The following is an 18,036-nucleotide window of genomic DNA, read 5'->3' on the forward strand; positions in this document are numbered from 1 at the left end:
AATTTTTTGTAAATATAATCTAGTGACATTTTGACATTTATATTGAAGTGGCAGTACTTTTGCCTCATGTGATTAAAATAAAGATACAGATGAGCACAGATAATATAAAAGAACAAGAGCAAGACCATCAGGATCAGCATAAAGATCACGAAGGAAAATTAGACCAGGAAGCGGTACAGGGTGAAGCACAGCAAGAGGATGACGCCAGTGATGAAGATATTTTAAATGCGTATAAAGCGGATCTTGAAAAGGAAAAGGATAAGTTTTTACGTCTATTTGCCGAATTTGAAAATTACAAACGACGTACTGCAAAAGAGCGAAGCGAGCTTTTTAAAACTGCCGGTCAGGAAGTAATGCAGGCAATGCTTCCCGTACTTGACGATTTTGACAGGGCGTCTATAGAGATTGCAAAGGCAAAAGATAAAAACCTTTTAAAAGGTGTTGAGCTGATAAGAAATAAACTTAGTGAAACCCTCAAGGCTAAAGGTTTATCCCTTATGGAAGTCAATGAAGGGGATGTGTTTGATGCTGAAAAACATGAAGCTATTACCCAAATACCCGCACCTAAGGACGCTTTAAAGGGAAAAATTGTGGACGTTGTAGAGAAAGGCTATATGCTGGGCGAGCGTATTATACGATTCCCTAAAGTGGTCGTGGGCAACTAAAAATTTCCTGCTGCCTACAAAAGGAATTAATTACCAAAGATTTACTGATGAAAGAAGATTATTACGACATACTTGGCATTGCGAAAGGAGCAACTGCTACGCAAATAAAAAAGGCATACCGCAAAAAGGCCATTGAGTTTCATCCTGATAAAAATCCAGATGATCACAAGGCCGAAGATATGTTTAAAAAAGCAGCTGAGGCCTACGAGGTACTGGGAAATGAAGAGAAAAGGGCCAAATATGACCGTTATGGCCATCAGGCTTTTGAAGGTGGCGGCGGCTTCGGTGGAGGTGGCATGAACATGGATGATATATTCAGCCAGTTTGGTGATATTTTTGGTGGTTTTGGCGGCGGTGGCGGCTTCTCTGGTTTTGGTGGCGGTCAGCGCCGTATGAAAGGAAGTAATTTACGCATACGTGTAAAACTAACCTTGGAGGAAATCGCAAATGGAGCCGATAAAAAAATCAAGGTAAAACGTAAAACGTTAGCGAAAGGCACAACGTATAAAACCTGTAGTACCTGTAATGGTCAGGGTCAGGTGATGCGTGTGACCAATACTATTTTGGGACGTATGCAGACAGCTACAACCTGTAATACCTGTGGTGGTTCTGGTCAGATGATAGATTCTAAGCCAGCAGATGCTGACGCTGATGGTATGAAGGCGAGCGAAGAAACGGTTTCCATAAAAATCCCGGCGGGAGTTGTTGAAGGTATGCAGCTTAAAGTATCCGGTAAGGGTAACGATGCCCCTGGAGACGGTATCCCTGGTGATCTTCTTGTTTTAATTGAAGAGCAGGAGCATGATACCCTAAAGCGTGAAGGGGACAACCTTCATTATGATCTTTACGTGAGTATTCCTGATGCTATATTGGGTACTAGCAAAGAAATTGATACCGTAACAGGTAAAGTACGCATCAAGGTGGAAGAAGGTACGCAAAGCGGAAAAATCCTTCGATTACGCGGTAAGGGAATTCCTTCCATAAATGGTTATGGTAAAGGGGATCTACTCGTGCACGTAAATGTGTGGACGCCAAAAGATCTGAATAAAGAGCAGAAAGAATTCTTCGATCGTATGGTGGATAATGAGCATTTTGAGCCGAAACCACAAACGGAGGATAAATCCTTTTTTGACAAAGTGAAGGATATGTTCTCCTGATGTATTGAGATAATCAAAAAATATGTATATTTGAATATCACTAATCACTAGTTAGTGATATTTTTCTTTTTCATAGCAATTTTTTTCCCATCCTCGGTGCAGATTGAGGGTGGGTTTTTGCATTTTACGATATAGGGGAATTGATTGATAATCCTATTATTGCCTTAATATAAAGTCTCGATTCTGATTCATAAGTATATAATTGGCTACTTTGGTAAGATTTCGCCTGTTTTTGGGCATTTTTCCATCATAAATGAAAGATTTTAATCTTTAACGTTGAGGAGCGTTCATAGATTTAAACCATTTTCAATACCTTTATCCCTTATTACATAACTATGGAATATCTTCTTGCCGCAGACCACGTTTCTAAGAAATTTGGCAAGTATACTGCTCTTAATGATCTTTCTATCGCAGTCCCCACGGGAAGTGTTTTTGGCCTTTTAGGGCCTAATGGGGCAGGCAAAACAACTTTGATCCGTATTATCAATCAGATTACTGCTCCAGATGAAGGAAGCGTAACTCTGGGTGGCGAACCGCTGCAGCAAAAACATATTTTGAACATAGGTTACATGCCAGAAGAACGCGGACTGTATAAAAGTATGAAAGTAGGGGAGCAGCTGCTTTACCTGGCACAACTTAAGGGAATGACGCGCAGCGATGCCAAATCCCAGAGCGAATACTGGTTTTCAAGGCTGGGTATTACCGGTTGGTGGGATAAAAAGATCCAGGAACTTTCCAAGGGGCAGGCACAAAAAATACAGTTTATCGTGACAGTGCTTCATAGACCTAAACTACTCATATTTGACGAACCTTTTAGTGGTTTTGATCCTATTAATGCCAATTTGATCAAGGATGAGATTCTAAAATTGAGGGATGATGGTGCGACCATTATCTTTTCTACCCACCGTATGGAATCTGTTGAGGCCATGTGCGATCATATCGCACTTATCAATAAATCCAATAAAATACTGGACGGAAACCTCGCAGAGATTAAGCGTAATTATAGATCAAATACCTATGAGATAGGACTGGAAACTGTTGAGGATACCCATGAAGCCCAGCAACGACTTAACATGGAAGTTACCACTGCACTCCCGGAAAACTGGAATGTAACCCCGGCGACTTTTAAAACTATACATGACCACGATCTCAAACTAACGGTACAGATGCCAGAAGGTGCAAGCGCCAATGATTTGCTGCGCTATCTTACTACAAAAGGAATGGTCAATCATTTTGTGGAAGTGATCCCTTCGGTAAATGACATTTTTATTCAAACCATAAGTTCCAATTAAATAAATGGGAAAACTGAGCCTGATTGTAAAACGGGAATACAAAGCACGCGTGAGCAACCGGTCATTTATCGTAATGACCTTTCTAAGTCCCATAATCGCGGTAGGTATGATATTTCTTATCGTCTATCTTACTCAGGTAAATCAGGATGGACAGCGCACGATCGTTGTTGTAGATGATTCTGGTCTTTTTTACAAGGATTTTGAAAGTACCGAAGAAATAAATTACGTAGACCTCTCACCTGTAGGTCTGGATAATGCCAAAGAAAATGTTAGAAAGAATGGATATTTTGGTCTTCTTTATATTCCCGAAGAAGTCAAAACCCAGCCCAGCACCGTACGTTTTTTTGGAGCAGAAGTTCCCGGTTTTGCCACACTGGATGCAATGGAAGAGCAAATCGAAAAAAAACTTACCGATGAGAAGCTGATAGATCGAGGCGTTAATCTCGATATGATCGAAGAATCAAAAACGGTGGTTTCCATAAATATAGAAAATTTCACCGGTGAGCGTACGTCTAAAGTCTCAAATTGGATTAAGGCCGGTTTTGGCGGTGGCGCTGGGTATCTGCTCATGATGTTTATCATAATCTATGGCAATATGGTTATGCGTAGTGTCATTGAAGAAAAGACAAATCGTATTATAGAAGTGATCATTTCTTCGGTAAAACCTTTTAAATTAATGATGGGCAAGATCATAGGGACGACTTTAGCCGGTATTACCCAGTTTACCATCTGGATTATTCTGGGAGCGGTACTTTTACTGGGCCTTGTAAGCTTCCTGGGCATAGATGCCACTGCGGGCCAGGTTCCGCTGGGCAATATGGCTGCTACAGATCTGGATAAAATGGAGCTTATTATTCTTGATATTCTTAAGCTTCCCCTTATTGAGCTGGCTGTATTTTTCATCATCTATTTTATAGGCGGTTACTTTCTGTACAGTTCCATTTATGCAGCCATAGGTGCTGCGGTAGATAGTGAAACCGATACGCAGCAGTTTATGCTCCCGCTCATAATGCCGCTCATGTTAGCCATTTACGTTGGCTTTTTTGCGGTTATTGACAATCCGCATGGTATTGTTGCCGTTGTTTTTTCTTATATTCCACTTACATCCCCCATTGTCATGCTCATGCGTATTCCGTTTGGCGTGGTCTGGTGGGAGTTGCTTATTTCTGTAGCGATATTAGTGGGGAGTTTTATGTTTACCGTCTGGTTTGGCTCTAAGATCTATCGTGTGGGAATCTTAATGTATGGTAAAAAGCCAACTTATAAAGAGCTAATGAAATGGCTCAAGTACTAAAACATGATTCAGGAAGTACAGGAAAATATAAAAGAAGGGGCTGAGAAAGTAAAAGATATCATCCAGGAGGATATCTGGTCTACGATATCTAAGTTCCTTAATCTGGGCTATACTTTAGGAGAGGGTGAAAACCCTATCAGGCTCACCATAGGAGGTGTGCTACTGGTTATTGTTTCTTTTTTGGTAGCATCCCTTTTGCTTCGGTTGATACGTAGCTTCATTACCCGTAATATGGAGCGTAATGATGAGCTTAAATTTATAAGTATCTTCAAATTCATTCGGTATTTTACTTACCTCATTGTCATTGTGCTTAGTTTAAGTGCTTCTGGGATAAACGTAACGGTTTTGATTACTGCTTCCGCAGCGTTATTTGTGGGTCTGGGGCTGGCACTTCAGGAGCTATTTCAGGATGTTATAGGCGGTATTTTCATAATGATAGATAAGTCGCTTGCAGTAGGCGACATTATTGAACTGGACGGTAAAGTGGGTCGTATTTTTGAGATTAGATTACGTACCACAAGGGCGATTACCCGTGACGATAAGGTGATAATTATCCCCAACCATAAATTTATAAGTGAGATTATTTACAATTTCACTCAAAACCATAACACAACGCGTGAAGCGGTCAACGTTGGCGTGGCCTATGGTAGCGATACAGAACTGGTAAAAAAGATTCTTTTGGACTGTGCTGACGCACAGAATGGCATTCTTAAAAGTCCGGCACCTTTTGTGCTTTTTGAAGATTTTGGCGATAGTGCGCTTCTATTTGGGATTTATTTCTTTATTCAAGATAGTTTTGTGGATCCGCGTATAAAAAGTGAGATGCGTTTCAAAATAGATCAGGAATTCAGAAAAAGCGGTATTACCATACCATTTCCCCAGAGGGATGTTCATTTTTATAAAAATAATTCATAGGATTTGCATATCAATTATTTAAGAGTCTTTTTAGTATGCATATTTTCCGTCGCTTTTGCGAATGCGCAAACTACAGATATTGCGCGCGTGGAATATATGCATATCCCCTTTGCAAAATCAAAAAACTCCCTGAGCCGTTATCGCGCGCTTCTACAGATCCCGGTTCCTTTAGATAAAGAACGAAATCATATTTTGGTTTTGGGTCTGGAGTATCGCTTTATTGACATTACCATAAAAGATTCGGTTCCTTTTGATCCCCTTCAGGTAAATTCCGTTGAGCGTATGGAACTTGCATTGGGATATGTGTTTAAAATAGCGGGCAACTGGCGTCTGGGCATACGTACTGCTGCCCGGATAAGTTCTACATTGAATCAGAGTGCACATGGTGACGATTACATTTACAATGCCGCCGTTTATGCAATTAACAACGTAAGCAATCCCAAAGATGGTAAACCCTACCGCTTGATTTTTGGGTTGAACTATTCCACGACGCCCGGCCGCAATTACCCACTGCCGCTTATTGACTATTCAAAACGATTCCGTCCCAATTGGGATTTTACCCTGGGCGTGCCTAAGACGAGTGTTCGGCATTATTTAAATGAATCGCATAAAGACGCTTTTCAGGCGTTTGCAACGCTTGATAATTTCTTCGGAAACCTGCAGCGTCCCATTACTATTGATGGGAAAACAGCCGAAAATATATCCATGACCATAGTGCTTGGTGGTCTGGGCTATGAGCATTTTTTTACTAAAAAGCTCCGGTTTTTTGCCTATGCAGCGCATTCCGTTTCTAATGATTTTAGGCTGCGGAACAACGATAGGGATGATATCTATACCATAAATGACGATAATTCTTTCTATTTTAGGGGAGGAATGAAATTTAAATTTTAGACATGTCAAAAATATTGATCATAGAAGATGAGGCTGCCATACGCCGCGTTTTGGTAAAAATCCTCACAGAAGAAAATAAGGATTATCAGGTAGAGGAAGCGGAGGATGGCGTAGCGGGAATGGAAAAATTAAAAGATACCGACTATGATCTTGTTCTTTGTGATATAAAAATGCCAAAAATGGACGGTATTGAAGTGCTGGAGGCTACAAAAAAGATCAAGCCCGAAATTCCCATTGTGATGATTTCCGGTCACGGCGATCTGGATACCGCAGTAAATACCATGCGCCTGGGCGCTTTTGACTACATTTCTAAACCCCCAGATCTCAACCGTTTACTCAATACGGTCCGCAATGCCCTGGACCGGAAAAGCCTGGTTACCGAAAATACCATGCTCAAGAAAAAAGTGAGTAAAAAATATGAAATGGTGGGCGAAAGCGACGCCATTTCAAAAATCAAGGAAATCATTGCGAAAGTCGCCCCTACCGAAGCGCGTGTTCTCATTACGGGACCTAATGGTACAGGAAAAGAACTGGTTGCCCACTGGATTCATGAAAAAAGTGAGCGTTCTAAAGGTGCGCTTGTAGAAGTGAATTGTGCGGCAATACCGGCAGAACTTATAGAAAGTGAACTCTTTGGCCATGTGAAAGGTGCGTTTACTTCTGCTGTAAAAGACCGCGCGGGAAAATTTGAAGCAGCAAATGGCGGTACACTTTTTCTGGATGAGGTAGGGGACATGAGCCTTTCTGCCCAGGCAAAAGTTTTGCGTGCACTTCAGGAGAGCAAGGTTTCCCGAGTGGGCAACGATAAAGATATCAAAGTTGATGTACGCGTGGTTGCTGCTACCAATAAGGATCTTAAAAAAGAAATAGAACAGGGCAATTTCAGGGAAGATTTATACCACCGCCTGGCCGTAATATTAATCCGGGTACCGGCACTTAATGAGCGCCGCGATGACATACCCTTATTGGTTTCTCATTTTGCCGCAAAGATTGCCCAGGAGCAAGGCACCACACTTAAAACCTTTACAGATGATGCGGTTAAAAAATTGCAGGAATACGACTGGACGGGAAATATACGGGAACTGCGCAATGTGATAGAACGTTTAATCATCCTGGGATCTGCGGAAGTTTCTGAAGAAGATGTGGCGCTTTTTGCCAGTAAATAGGCAATAATTGACACTAAAAGGGAGTTTATTGATCCAAATCACTAAATTCTGGGCGGATATCCGTTAGTCGTACTAAGGATTATTTTCATTATAAAGAGCAGATCATGGTCTGTTTCCTGAAAGGACAACTTTTTATTGGCACGCTTTGCGAAGGATCAAAAAAAATATTTCTACGGAATATAACCCTCTAAAAGAAATACTATGAAAGCAGACGATTATAAAGTAAAAGGGACAATAAAATTGCAGGACGTCCCTACCCATGAGGATTTTGGTAAAAAGGACGACCTAGAAGACGAGTTGGATGATGTAAGCAAAGACCTTGCAGACATTCAAAATAAACTATATGCACACGGCAAATACGCTGTGCTTATTTGCATTCAAGGTACAGATACCGCGGGTAAGGACAGCCTAATTCGGGAGGTTTTCAAAAACTTCAATGCGCGCGGTGTTGTAGTGCATAGTTTTAAAGTTCCCACCAAGAATGAACTCAAGCATGACTATTTATGGCGACATTATATCGCGCTGCCAGAACGTGGAAAATTTGGTATTTTTAACCGTACACATTACGAGAATGTAATCGTTACCCGCGTGCATCCTGATTATGTATTGGGTGAAAACCTGCCGCAGATAAATACGGTAGATGATATTACACCTGCATTCTGGGATAAACGTTTTGAGCAGATCAATAACTTTGAAAAGCACATAGCAGAGAACGGCACCCTGGTATACAAATTCTTTTTGCATCTTTCTAAAGATGAACAAAAACATAGGTTACTCCGGCGGTTGAACAAACCAGATAAAAACTGGAAGTTTTCAGCAGGAGATCTTGAGGAACGTAAACTCTGGGATGAATATCAAGCCTGTTTTGAAGATGCCATAAACAACACCTCAAAACCACACGCTCCCTGGTATATTATCCCAGCAGATGACAAACCTACCGCACGTCTTATACTTGCCAAAATACTTTTAGAGGAACTTCAGAAATATCCAGATATTCAGGAACCGGAACTGGATTCAGAAACAGCATCAAAGATAGAGGAATATAAGGAACAGCTACATGGGGAAGAATAAACACTATACTTTTAAATTCCTGGCTTTTAGTTCTTCCTCAAGTGGTTTATTCTTTTTGGAACCTTTTATCAGTTTGTAAATTAGAAAAAGGGGTAGAAGCGCTAAAAGTCCCAGGCTGTTTTTTACAGTGCCATAAATTAAGATACCTATTAAAAATCCGATAAAAAGGGCATTTGTCACTGCCGACGATTTCATTTTTTTCGCTTCTGCCAGTAGTTCTTCATCTGTAAATTCTGAGAGTTCTTTCATTTTTTAAATTTTGAAAAGCCTTAATTCAAACAAATAGGTATTAGGCTAAGGGCTATCGCGATTTTATTTCAGTTTTAATTTTTTTGATTGAAACCAATTGTATGGGAATAATCGCACCGCAGGAGATTGCAACAGTAATCAATGCTATAAATACGGCTTTATTTTCTAAATAAATCAGGCCATACATTGTAACTGCAACAAGTAAACTAATTACACTGATTAAGGCTGTCGTAATGACTTGAGTCGTTTTTAATTCTGATTTTAGTTCCTGAACGCTTTTACTTTTTAAATTTTCGTCACCCATTATTTTCGTTTTATAGGTAAAATACTGATTATTGAAGTGTTAAAGCGCAGTTGCGCTAATGAATTTGTACATATTTAACCCGAGAGCAGAGGTTTGAGCAATACCATACTGAAATGAATTCCGCGTTAGGGATTGAAGTGGAAATCCTTTTTGAGAAGCATGATCAAAAAGATTGCAGCGCAAAGCCCGACCCGCAGGGAAACGCCCAAAAACCATTAAATATCCAAACAGTGTCTAAAAACCATTTAATTCAAGCATATTTTGAGATATTCAGCTTAATATCAAGACGCTTTACTTAATAATTAAAATTTTGAGAAAATAAAGGCAAGTGATTTACAGCTTCAACTATTTAATAAAAACTGTTTGTTCCTGCGTACTACCGAAAAAGCTTCCAATCCAATTTTACCGAAAAAACATTGCTGTATATCGCAGCGCTCTGATCGCCTATATCGGTCAGGGCATAGTCGATGTGAATGCCTTTGTAATTGAATCCTACGCCAATATTTGGCTGAAAGCCCAATTGCTCACTACCATCAAGTTGGGTAAGATTTTGAAAATTTCCCACCCCCGCTCGCAGAAAAACCAAATTGGCATATCCAAATTCAAGTCCAGCGGCGGGACTTGCACTAACCGCAGATGATGAGATAATATCGTTGGTTTGGGTAAAACGCATAAGTACGTCCACTTCGGCTTTTATGGAATAATCGTACCTAATGAGCCATTCCCGTTGCGCGCCCACTTGCAATTTAGGCAGGGTGACTTCTAGCGTTTCGGGGAGTTCCTGATTTTGTCCGGCAACGGCATCACTTATAGTGGCGAAAGCTTCTTCATCAATGCTCCATGTATTTACAGAAGTGGTAATATCCCGGGCCATCGCGCCAAAACTCCATCCCCCCATACGGTACTGCACTCCAAAATCAAGACCAAAACCCCAGGCATTTGCAAAATCGCCAATTACACGACGTATTATTTTCGCATTCGCACCGAAATCGAGTCCGTCAAGGAACAGTCGGCGTGCATAAGAAAAAGTCATTGCATAATCTGCAGTAGAAAAAAGACTGATGCGGTTATAATCTATATTCCCATTGGCATCAATGAGTTGTGTGGTATTCAAAATGTCATCTACCCCAAAACGAATCAAAGAAATGGCCACGGCACTTTCCTTATCCAATGGCATCGCAAAACCGGCGTAATCGTAGAGCGCGATATTGGCAAAATAACTGGCATGCATAAGTGACAGTTCATTATCTTCAATATTTACGAGTCCGGCAGGATTCCAGTAGCCCGCATTCACATCGCGGGTACCGGCCACTACGGCATTGCCCATGCCCAGTGCCGCAGCATCAACGCCAATATTCAAAAACTCGTTAGAATATTTGCGCACCACCTGGGACTGCATTGTGGAGCAGATAAGGAAGAAGAAAAGGACAGAATAAATTTTATACAATAGCTTTACTTTGAGGACAAATATGTCCAATTTTGCTCACATTATAAACTTTATTTTAGGTACATTATTGTTTGAGTGCATCTAGGAATGCAGAGTTTGCTACTTTTACAAAAATCGATTTTTATGAATATAAACCGTTACATTCCCAATGCCTTCACTATGGGCAACTTATTTTCTGGAATGGTAGGGACTTACTTTGCCGCTAACAATTCCCTTGAGATTGCGGCCTATGCAGTGCTCGCGGGCATATTTTTCGATTTTTTTGATGGTTTTTTAGCGCGCAAGCTCAACGCCCAGAGCGAAGTGGGGCTTCAACTTGATTCCCTTGCAGATGTGGTTACCAGTGGCGTGGTACCAGGAATAATCATGTTTCAGCTTCTTAACAATATTAATGCCTGGGGCGATCACACGCAAAAAATTGCAGCGACTGACTGGAATTCCCTGTCTATCCTGCCGTTTTTTGGTTTTGCGATAACACTCGCCTCAGCGTACCGGCTGGCCAAATTTAATGTTGATGAGCGCCAGAGCGAATCTTTTATTGGGTTGCCCACACCGGCAAATGCGCTTCTTATCATTAGTCTCCCACTTATTTTGATGTATCAACCCAATGCACTGGCAGATAATTTACTTACCAATGCTTATTTTCTTCTTGCCCTTACCATTATCAGCTGCATACTGTTAAATGCTGAAATCGCGCTTTTTGCCCTTAAATTCAAAACCTGGGGAGTTGCTGCAAACAAGATTAGATATGGATTTTTACTACTTTCGGTAATTTTATTGTTCAGCCTTCAATTCCTGGCTATACCTTTGATTATCTTGCTGTATGTATTGATTTCTTTATTGAGCCATAAAAGTACTTCTTAAACAATTCAACAAACATTTTTTAGTGACCACAATGCTACGGATTTAGTATTTTTGTAGTATGAAAATTGCTATAGTTTGCTATCCCACCTTTGGTGGAAGTGGTGTAGTGGCCACAGAACTGGGTATCGCGCTTTCCAAGCGGGGTCACGAAGTTCATTTTATCACTTATAAACAACCGGTACGCCTGGATCTGCTGAATGAGAATATTTTCTTTCATGAGGTCAACGTTCCAGATTATCCCCTATTTCATTATCAACCCTATGAACTTGCCCTTTCGAGTAAGTTGGTGACCATTATCCGGGCTTATAAACTTGATGTGCTTCACGTACATTATGCGATACCACACGCCTATGCTGGTTTTATGGCAAAAAAGATGTTGCGACAGGAAGGGATCACCATACCTATGGTCACCACGCTGCACGGGACAGATATTACGCTTGTGGGAAACCATCCGTTTTATAAACCTGCGGTTACCTTTAGTATCAACAAGAGCGATGTGGTAACTTCGGTTTCTACGAGTTTGAAGGAAGATACACTGCGGTTGTTCAAGATCAAAAAGAAGATCAACGTGATCCCGAATTTTATTGATCTCAGTGGTGTAAGTAGTGGTTTTACAGATTGCCAGCGCGAATTAATGGCAAGTGATAATGAGCGCATCATAACCCATATCAGTAACTTTAGGGAAGTAAAGCGTATTCCAGATGTCATTAAAATCTTTAATCAGATTCAGGAACATATTCCCTCTAAATTAATTATGGTAGGTGAGGGTCCAGAACGGGAACCTGCGGAAGCATTGTGCGACGAACTTGGTATTTCTAAAAAAGTAATTTTTCTGGGGAACAGTAATGAGGTAGATAAAATACTTTGTTTTTCTGACCTGTTCCTGCTTCCGTCAAAGGCGGAAAGTTTTGGCCTGGCCGCGCTGGAAGCCATGGCAGCAGGTGTGCCCGTGGTTTCTTCAAACGCTGGCGGACTCAGGGAAGTCAATAAAGATGGCGTTTCCGGTTTTCTCAACGAGGTAGGTGATATTGATGGTATGGCGGCAAATGCCATATCGATCTTGAAAGATGATAAGGTTTTGGAGCAATTTAAAGCTCAGGCAAAAAATGAAGCACGGCAATTTGATATAGAGACGATTGTGCCCATGTACGAAAAAGTCTATTTAAAAGCGCTTAAAAAAGACCAGAAAAAGCAGGTTATTTAATCAAAAAACGCCATTTTCCGACTGAAAAATGGCGTTTTTAATAGGTTTTTAATTATGTTTTAAAACTGATACCTTACACTAAATGCAATATCAAAATCGAGGTCATCATTAAAATCGTTGAATCCTATTTCTGGCCTAAAATCTAAGGCGATCAATAGTGGAAAGTTAAAATTATATTCAATCCCGATGTCCCCGGCTCCATAAGCAAAGAACTCTGAGTCATCGTTATTGTTCCTATCAAAGTCGTTGCCATAATTTACTGATCCTATACCGCCACCAGCACCGGCAAACCAGTTAAACCCGCCATCAAGGTTCCATACCCATTGATACAGACCAGTGAGTTTAAAGGCGTCAAAATTATCATCATTGCGCCATCCCAGATCAAATTCAAGTCGGTTGTTTTCAGTAAGTCCGCGTTGATAAGAAACTTCCGCCCCCACACCATTATTACCACCAAAACGGATACCAAGGGCATTTTTTGAGATTTCTTGAGCCTCTACCAGCGTGCAGGCGAGAACGGTAAATACAAGGGATAAAATAAGTTTTTTCATAAATTGTGATAGGTTGAAAATAGATTTATAAGATCAATGTATACGTTATATACGTACTACATTGACAATATACTATTCGATTAACCTGCAAATAGAGGATGAATAGTATAAAAAACCGGTTTAAGATCATTAAAATTTTGTTAACCTTATCCTGTTTTACCCGGTATAAAAAGTCCCATAATCGTACCTTTGGTATATGAAGCCTGACCTTACCGCACATTTTGAAGAACTACAGTCCCGTTTTGAGGGCACTATTTCGACTGATACACTCCACCAGCATATTTACGCCACAGACGCCTCTGTGTACCGCGATCTTCCGCTTGCGGTTGCTTTCCCAAAAACGGTTGAAGACCTGCAGGCGCTCGTACATTTTGCAATAGAACACAAAACGTCATTGATACCGCGTACCGCTGGCACTTCACTTGCCGGTCAATGTGTAGGAAAGGGTATCGTGGTTGATGTTTCAAAGCATTTTACCGCTATACTTGACTTTGATGAAAAGAATAAAACGGTGACCGTACAGCCCGGGGTCATCCGTGACGAACTGAACCGATATCTGGAGCCTTACGGACTCTTTTTTGGTCCCAACACGTCCACATCAAACCGTTGTATGATAGGCGGTATGGTTGGCAATAATTCCTCTGGCACTACTTCTATAAAATACGGGGTCACCCGGGATAAAGTACTTTCATTAAAGACGGTGCTCAGTGATGCGAGTTTGGCAGAATTCAGCACTATTTCTGCCGAAAAATTTTCGCAAAAGCGGAAATTAAACACCTTTGAAGGGCAATTATACGACCAAATCGCCCATTTACTGGAGCCTGAAACCATTCAGCAAGAGATTAAAAATGAATTTCCAAAACCGGAAATACACCGCAGAAATACGGGTTATGCACTGGATAAATTACTGGAAAATGCTGTTTTTGATCCAGAAAATCCTACCGATTTTAATATGTGTTCGTTATTGGCGGGAAGCGAAGGAACGTTAGCGTTCACAACCGAAATCACCTTAAAATTAGATCTCTTACCTCCGGAAGAAGGCGTTATGGTCGCTGCCCATTTCAATAGCATATCTACCTGTTTGCAAGCGGTTGTTCCGGCCATGGCGCATGATCTGTATACCTGCGAAATGATGGATAAGGTTATTCTTGACTGTACGCTGAATAATCGCGAACAGCAAAAAAACCGATTTTTTATAGAAGGCGATCCCAAGGCTATTTTAATGCTTGAAGTACGGGACGCAACAAAAGGAGGGGCGATAGAAAAAGCAGATGCTTTAATTAAAGACCTTGCGCAAAGTCAGTTGTGCTACGCATTTCCCGTGCTTCATGGTACGCAGATCAGTCAGGCCATAGAACTGCGCAAGGCCGGTCTGGGCTTGTTGGGCAATATTGTGGGCGATAAAAAAGCGGTTGCCTGTATTGAAGATACTGCTGTAGCGGTAGAAGATCTGGCCAGCTATATTGCAGAATTCTCCCAGCTGATGGATGGTTATGGTCAGGATGCGGTGTATTATGCGCATGCCGGTGCTGGCGAACTGCATTTGCGACCTTTACTCAACCTGAAAAAGAAAGAGGATGTAGTACTTTTTAGAAAGATTACAACAGATGTCGCCCATCTTGTCAAAAAATACAAGGGAAGTATGAGCGGGGAGCATGGTGATGGTATTGTAAGGGCAGAATTTATCCCAATGATGGTAGGTGAAGCCAATTATAAACTGATGCAAGCGGTCAAAAAAACCTTTGATCCCCACGCGATTTTTAATCCGGGGAAAATCGTGGATACTCCTCCCATGGATGCCAAGTTTAGGTATGAAATTGACCGAAGAGAGCCCAAAATCAAGACAAAAATGGATTTTGGGGATTCTGAAGGAATTTTGCGTGCGGCCGAAAAATGCAACGGTAGCGGGGATTGCCGCAAACTCCCTGAAGCGGGCGGAACCATGTGCCCCAGTTACCGCGCTACGCGCAATGAGAAAGATACCACGCGGGCACGTGCCAACGCCCTGCGCGAATTTTTAACGCAACCAGATCGTAAAAACCGGTTCAATCATAAAGAACTCAAAGAGGTTTTTGACCTTTGCCTAAGCTGTAAAGCCTGCGGAAGTGAATGTCCAAGTAATGTGGATGTGGCTACGCTAAAAGCTGAATTTGAATACCAGTACAAGAAAGAAAATGGAAGCTCCCTGCGCACGCGCAGTTTTGCTTATAATACCAAGATAAACAGTGCAGCTTCGGTGTTGCCGGGGCTTACCAATGCAATTTACCGCAACAGGTTTACCTCTGGGTGGCTTAAAAAATACCTGCATATTGCCGGTGAACGAAGTTTTCCGCCACTGGCGAAAAAGAATTTACGGTCGTTGTCAAAAAAGTATAAGGTAACAAATCCGCAACAACCTATAAAATCGGTTTATCTTTTTATCGATGAATTTTCAAATTATCTGGATGCGGAAATAGGGCGTGATGCCATTGAACTTTTACAGGGATTGAATTATGAAGTTCTTTTTGTAAAACATGCCGAAAGTGGACGCTCTTTTATTTCTAAGGGCTTTCTCAAAAACGCCAGGCATGTGGCTAAAAAAAACGTGAAAATATTCAAGGATATTATTTCTGAAGAAACGCCACTTGTAGGCATAGAACCTTCGGCTATTTTGAGTTTTCGGGATGAATATCCCAGGCTCTTAAAAGATGTTGCCGCGGCAAAAGTGCTCGCTAAAAACTGTTTGTTGCTTGAAGAATTTTTAGATAGGGAAGTACAGAATGGCAATATTGTGACGTCATCCTTTACAAAAGAACCACAGACCTTAAAAATACACGGTCATTGTCATCAGAAAGCGCTTTCTTCAATCATACATACGTTTAATCTGCTCAATCTGCCCGAAAATTACAAACCCACGATTATTCCCTCAGGATGCTGTGGTATGGCTGGCTCTTTTGGCTACGAGGAGGAGCATTATGAGGTGAGCATGCAGGTGGGGGAACAGACACTTTTCCCCGCCGTACGCAAGGCTTCACCTGAAACAATAATTGCTGCTTCAGGAACGAGTTGCAGGCACCAGATCAAAGATGGCACTTCCCGGGAGGCACTGCATCCTATAAGCATTTTGCGCAGGGCGCTGGTTTAATGTTTGAGAATTAAGTCAATTTTATCTCCTGCTGTAGAATTAAAGTGTGTCGCAAATGCTGTTTAATTTTTAGGGCAACTACTGGAACTTAGAGGGAAACTGCTTTCTTGCTCTTGTATTCCTGCTGCTTCTAAAATTTCTGCTTCGATTGGTTAAGTAACTTACCGATGTCATTGCAACAGATAATAAAATAATTGCAATAAGTATCTCGCATGCTTCGCCAGGTAATTACATATCAGTAATTTACGAAAAAAACAACAGCGTTATAATATTTTTTTGGGAAAATAAATGATTTGAAAAATCTCGTCTTTTATATAATAAATGACCCAAATTGGTTAGAAATTAGGCTCTTTTTCGGTTAAATCTTCGAGCATATTATGAAAATCGAGTTGCAGGTCCTCATGTAGTTTTTCGATCTTTTTTTCGATGGAAGTACGTTCCCGTAAATAAAGGTTGGTCAACATCGTATTCTTCTTGATGGAGGGTTTTACCTCAAGCAATTTTTCGCAGAAATGGAGGAGGAGAGTAATTTCCGTTTCTTTGTTTTTAGAATATCGAATGAACTTTTTGACCATACGAAGGATCTTCCGAACACTCTTTTTAATGTAATAAAAAGTTCGCGTGGTAATCGCATCAAACCCATCGTCGATTTCCTCTTTTACACTTTCAATGTACCCTTCTTCGTGAGCCGACTCAAAAAGTATATAGGTAAGTAGTTCTTTGTTTTCCTTTTTATATTTTGAAAGTTGCAGGCACATTTCCATAAGTTCTTCACGGGAATGTTCTTTTAACGCCTTCTTTAATTCGCGTACGCCAACTGCTTTCATAAATTGTTTTTCAGTTCAGAAGATTACTTTAGATAAGACTTGAGACCAGGGGTTTTTCGTAGGTATTAATTCTTTATCTCACTAAAATTTGATCCATACTTCAGTAAAAACTGTTTGTAGAGCCAATAAAAGAGAATGGCCATAAGTACGCCCACACCGGCACCTACCAGAATATCAGCTGGATAATGTACACCTACCAGGATTCTACTCATCACAAATAAAACAGGCCACAGGTACAAGGCATAAATCCACTTGAAGCGCTTGCGTAAAACCAGCACGGCAAAAGTGGTTACGGTAAAGGAAGATGCAGCATGACCGGAGAAAAAGGAAAAGTTATGCGGTTCCTGCACAACACGGATTAGATCTTTGAGCAAGGGCTGGTTACTGGGGCGCAACCGTGCAACATGAATTTTTACAAAATTTGTAAAACCAACGGTAACAAGCAGATCAAGAATTAGGAATAGAACTCCGGTAAGTGCCTTTCTCCAATTGAAGGCAATAAAAAAAAGACCAAGTAAAACGACATAAAGTGGGATCCAATGCCTGGGTATGGTGATATATATCCAGAAGGCATCATAATCCTCTATGCCCAGGTTGTTGAGATAAACAAATAAATCCCTATCCCATTGTGCCAGTTGTTCCCACATTAAAAGCGGCGTTTCACAGAGCCGGTGATATCCTCAATGCTCTCTTTGGCCTTGTCAATCTCACTTTTAACGTCTTTCGCTATATCTGTATTGATTCCGCGTTCTTCGGCACTTTTGGTTATTTCTGACTTGATGTCATCTGTAGCCTGGCGCAGCGTACGCATTCCCTTGCCAAGACCCCTGGCAATATCAGGAACTTTATCTGCCCCAAAAACCATTATTACGATAAAAACAACAAAGGCGATCTCGCCCCCGCTGATAAAAAGTGGTGTTATCATAGACAACAAATATAGTGGGAAAAAACAAAAGCTGGCGAATTTTCGCCAGCTTTTTACTATAGGTTTAACGCTATTTTAGATTAAAACGGA

At 41.0% G+C, this 18,036-nt stretch carries 18 protein-coding genes; 11 read left to right on the plus strand and 7 right to left on the minus strand.

The features are described 5' to 3' along the window. Nucleotides 1-89: 89 nt before the first annotated feature. From P162_RS12510 to P162_RS12545, 8 genes are all read left to right on the plus strand, one after another. Nucleotides 90-665 carry a nucleotide exchange factor GrpE gene (locus tag P162_RS12510; RefSeq protein ID WP_031427768.1) on the plus strand — a complete coding sequence of 192 codons (576 nt, stop codon included), beginning with the start codon at nt 90-92 and terminating at the stop codon, nt 663-665. 47 nt (nt 666-712) lie between these two features. Beyond that, the gene (gene dnaJ / locus P162_RS12515; RefSeq protein ID WP_031427770.1) at nt 713-1,822 is read left to right on the plus strand and encodes a molecular chaperone DnaJ; all 1,110 of its coding nucleotides are present in this window, start codon (nt 713-715) and stop codon (nt 1,820-1,822) included. A gap of 335 nt (nt 1,823-2,157) precedes the next feature. Continuing rightward, a complete protein-coding gene (locus P162_RS12520; protein WP_031427772.1) occupies nt 2,158-3,114 on the plus strand; it encodes an ABC transporter ATP-binding protein in 957 nt (318 codons plus the stop codon). A 4-nt stretch (nt 3,115-3,118) separates the two neighbouring features. Continuing rightward, the gene (locus P162_RS12525; protein ID WP_031427774.1) at nt 3,119-4,408 is read left to right on the plus strand and encodes an ABC transporter permease; all 1,290 of its coding nucleotides are present in this window, start codon (nt 3,119-3,121) and stop codon (nt 4,406-4,408) included. Nucleotides 4,409-4,411: 3 nt separating this feature from the next. Further along, nucleotides 4,412-5,323, plus strand: a complete 912-nt coding sequence (locus tag P162_RS12530; protein ID WP_031427776.1) for a mechanosensitive ion channel family protein — start codon at nt 4,412-4,414, stop codon at nt 5,321-5,323. A gap of 3 nt (nt 5,324-5,326) precedes the next feature. After that, nucleotides 5,327-6,214, plus strand: coding sequence for a hypothetical protein (locus P162_RS12535; protein ID WP_241077769.1), 888 nt, complete (start codon nt 5,327-5,329; stop codon nt 6,212-6,214). Between the two features lie 2 nt (nt 6,215-6,216). Continuing rightward, nucleotides 6,217-7,380 carry a sigma-54-dependent transcriptional regulator gene (locus tag P162_RS12540; RefSeq protein WP_031427780.1) on the plus strand — a complete coding sequence of 388 codons (1,164 nt, stop codon included), beginning with the start codon at nt 6,217-6,219 and terminating at the stop codon, nt 7,378-7,380. A 201-nt stretch (nt 7,381-7,581) separates the two neighbouring features. Then, on the plus strand, nt 7,582-8,451 hold the full coding sequence (locus P162_RS12545) for a PPK2 family polyphosphate kinase (protein ID WP_031427782.1): 870 nt from the start codon (nt 7,582-7,584) through the stop codon (nt 8,449-8,451). A gap of 3 nt (nt 8,452-8,454) precedes the next feature. Here the strand turns inward: P162_RS12545 and P162_RS12550 are convergent, their stop codons facing one another. The 3 genes from P162_RS12550 to P162_RS12560 all read right to left on the minus strand — a co-directional run bounded on the left by P162_RS12550 (nt 8,455) and on the right by P162_RS12560 (nt 10,403). Beyond that, the gene (locus tag P162_RS12550; protein WP_031427784.1) at nt 8,455-8,700 is read right to left on the minus strand and encodes a hypothetical protein; all 246 of its coding nucleotides are present in this window, start codon (nt 8,698-8,700) and stop codon (nt 8,455-8,457) included. 52 nt (nt 8,701-8,752) lie between these two features. Further along, nucleotides 8,753-9,004 carry a hypothetical protein gene (locus tag P162_RS12555; protein WP_031427786.1) on the minus strand — a complete coding sequence of 84 codons (252 nt, stop codon included), beginning with the start codon at nt 9,002-9,004 and terminating at the stop codon, nt 8,753-8,755. A gap of 376 nt (nt 9,005-9,380) precedes the next feature. Next, the gene (locus tag P162_RS12560; RefSeq protein ID WP_051908077.1) at nt 9,381-10,403 is read right to left on the minus strand and encodes a PorV/PorQ family protein; all 1,023 of its coding nucleotides are present in this window, start codon (nt 10,401-10,403) and stop codon (nt 9,381-9,383) included. 171 nt (nt 10,404-10,574) lie between these two features. On the opposite strand from P162_RS12560, the gene P162_RS12565 reads away from it, so the two are divergent. Together P162_RS12565 and bshA are read left to right on the plus strand one after the other, a co-directional pair. Further along, a complete protein-coding gene (locus P162_RS12565; RefSeq protein ID WP_031427789.1) occupies nt 10,575-11,315 on the plus strand; it encodes a CDP-alcohol phosphatidyltransferase family protein in 741 nt (246 codons plus the stop codon). Nucleotides 11,316-11,373: 58 nt separating this feature from the next. Next, the gene (gene bshA, locus P162_RS12570) at nt 11,374-12,519 is read left to right on the plus strand and encodes an N-acetyl-alpha-D-glucosaminyl L-malate synthase BshA (RefSeq protein ID WP_031427791.1); all 1,146 of its coding nucleotides are present in this window, start codon (nt 11,374-11,376) and stop codon (nt 12,517-12,519) included. Nucleotides 12,520-12,578: 59 nt separating this feature from the next. Here the strand turns inward: bshA and P162_RS12575 are convergent, their stop codons facing one another. Further along, the gene (locus P162_RS12575; RefSeq protein ID WP_031427792.1) at nt 12,579-13,070 is read right to left on the minus strand and encodes a hypothetical protein; all 492 of its coding nucleotides are present in this window, start codon (nt 13,068-13,070) and stop codon (nt 12,579-12,581) included. 196 nt (nt 13,071-13,266) lie between these two features. Between P162_RS12575 and P162_RS12580 the strand changes: the two genes are divergently transcribed. Continuing rightward, nucleotides 13,267-16,194 carry an FAD-binding and (Fe-S)-binding domain-containing protein gene (locus P162_RS12580; RefSeq protein WP_031427793.1) on the plus strand — a complete coding sequence of 976 codons (2,928 nt, stop codon included), beginning with the start codon at nt 13,267-13,269 and terminating at the stop codon, nt 16,192-16,194. A gap of 335 nt (nt 16,195-16,529) precedes the next feature. On the opposite strand, the gene P162_RS12585 is transcribed toward P162_RS12580, so the two are convergent. From P162_RS12585 to P162_RS12595, 3 genes are all read right to left on the minus strand, one after another. Beyond that, the gene (locus P162_RS12585) at nt 16,530-17,021 is read right to left on the minus strand and encodes a hypothetical protein (protein ID WP_031427795.1); all 492 of its coding nucleotides are present in this window, start codon (nt 17,019-17,021) and stop codon (nt 16,530-16,532) included. 65 nt (nt 17,022-17,086) lie between these two features. Further along, nucleotides 17,087-17,668 carry a phosphatase PAP2 family protein gene (locus P162_RS12590; RefSeq protein WP_031427797.1) on the minus strand — a complete coding sequence of 194 codons (582 nt, stop codon included), beginning with the start codon at nt 17,666-17,668 and terminating at the stop codon, nt 17,087-17,089. Then, the gene (locus P162_RS12595; protein WP_031427799.1) at nt 17,668-17,946 is read right to left on the minus strand and encodes a twin-arginine translocase TatA/TatE family subunit; all 279 of its coding nucleotides are present in this window, start codon (nt 17,944-17,946) and stop codon (nt 17,668-17,670) included. Before P162_RS12595 ends, P162_RS12590 begins: the two co-directional genes overlap by 1 nt. Between the last annotated feature and the right edge of the window lie 90 nt (nt 17,947-18,036).

The organism is Flavimarina sp. Hel_I_48 (assembly GCF_000733945.1).
Classification (GTDB): domain Bacteria; phylum Bacteroidota; class Bacteroidia; order Flavobacteriales; family Flavobacteriaceae; genus Leeuwenhoekiella.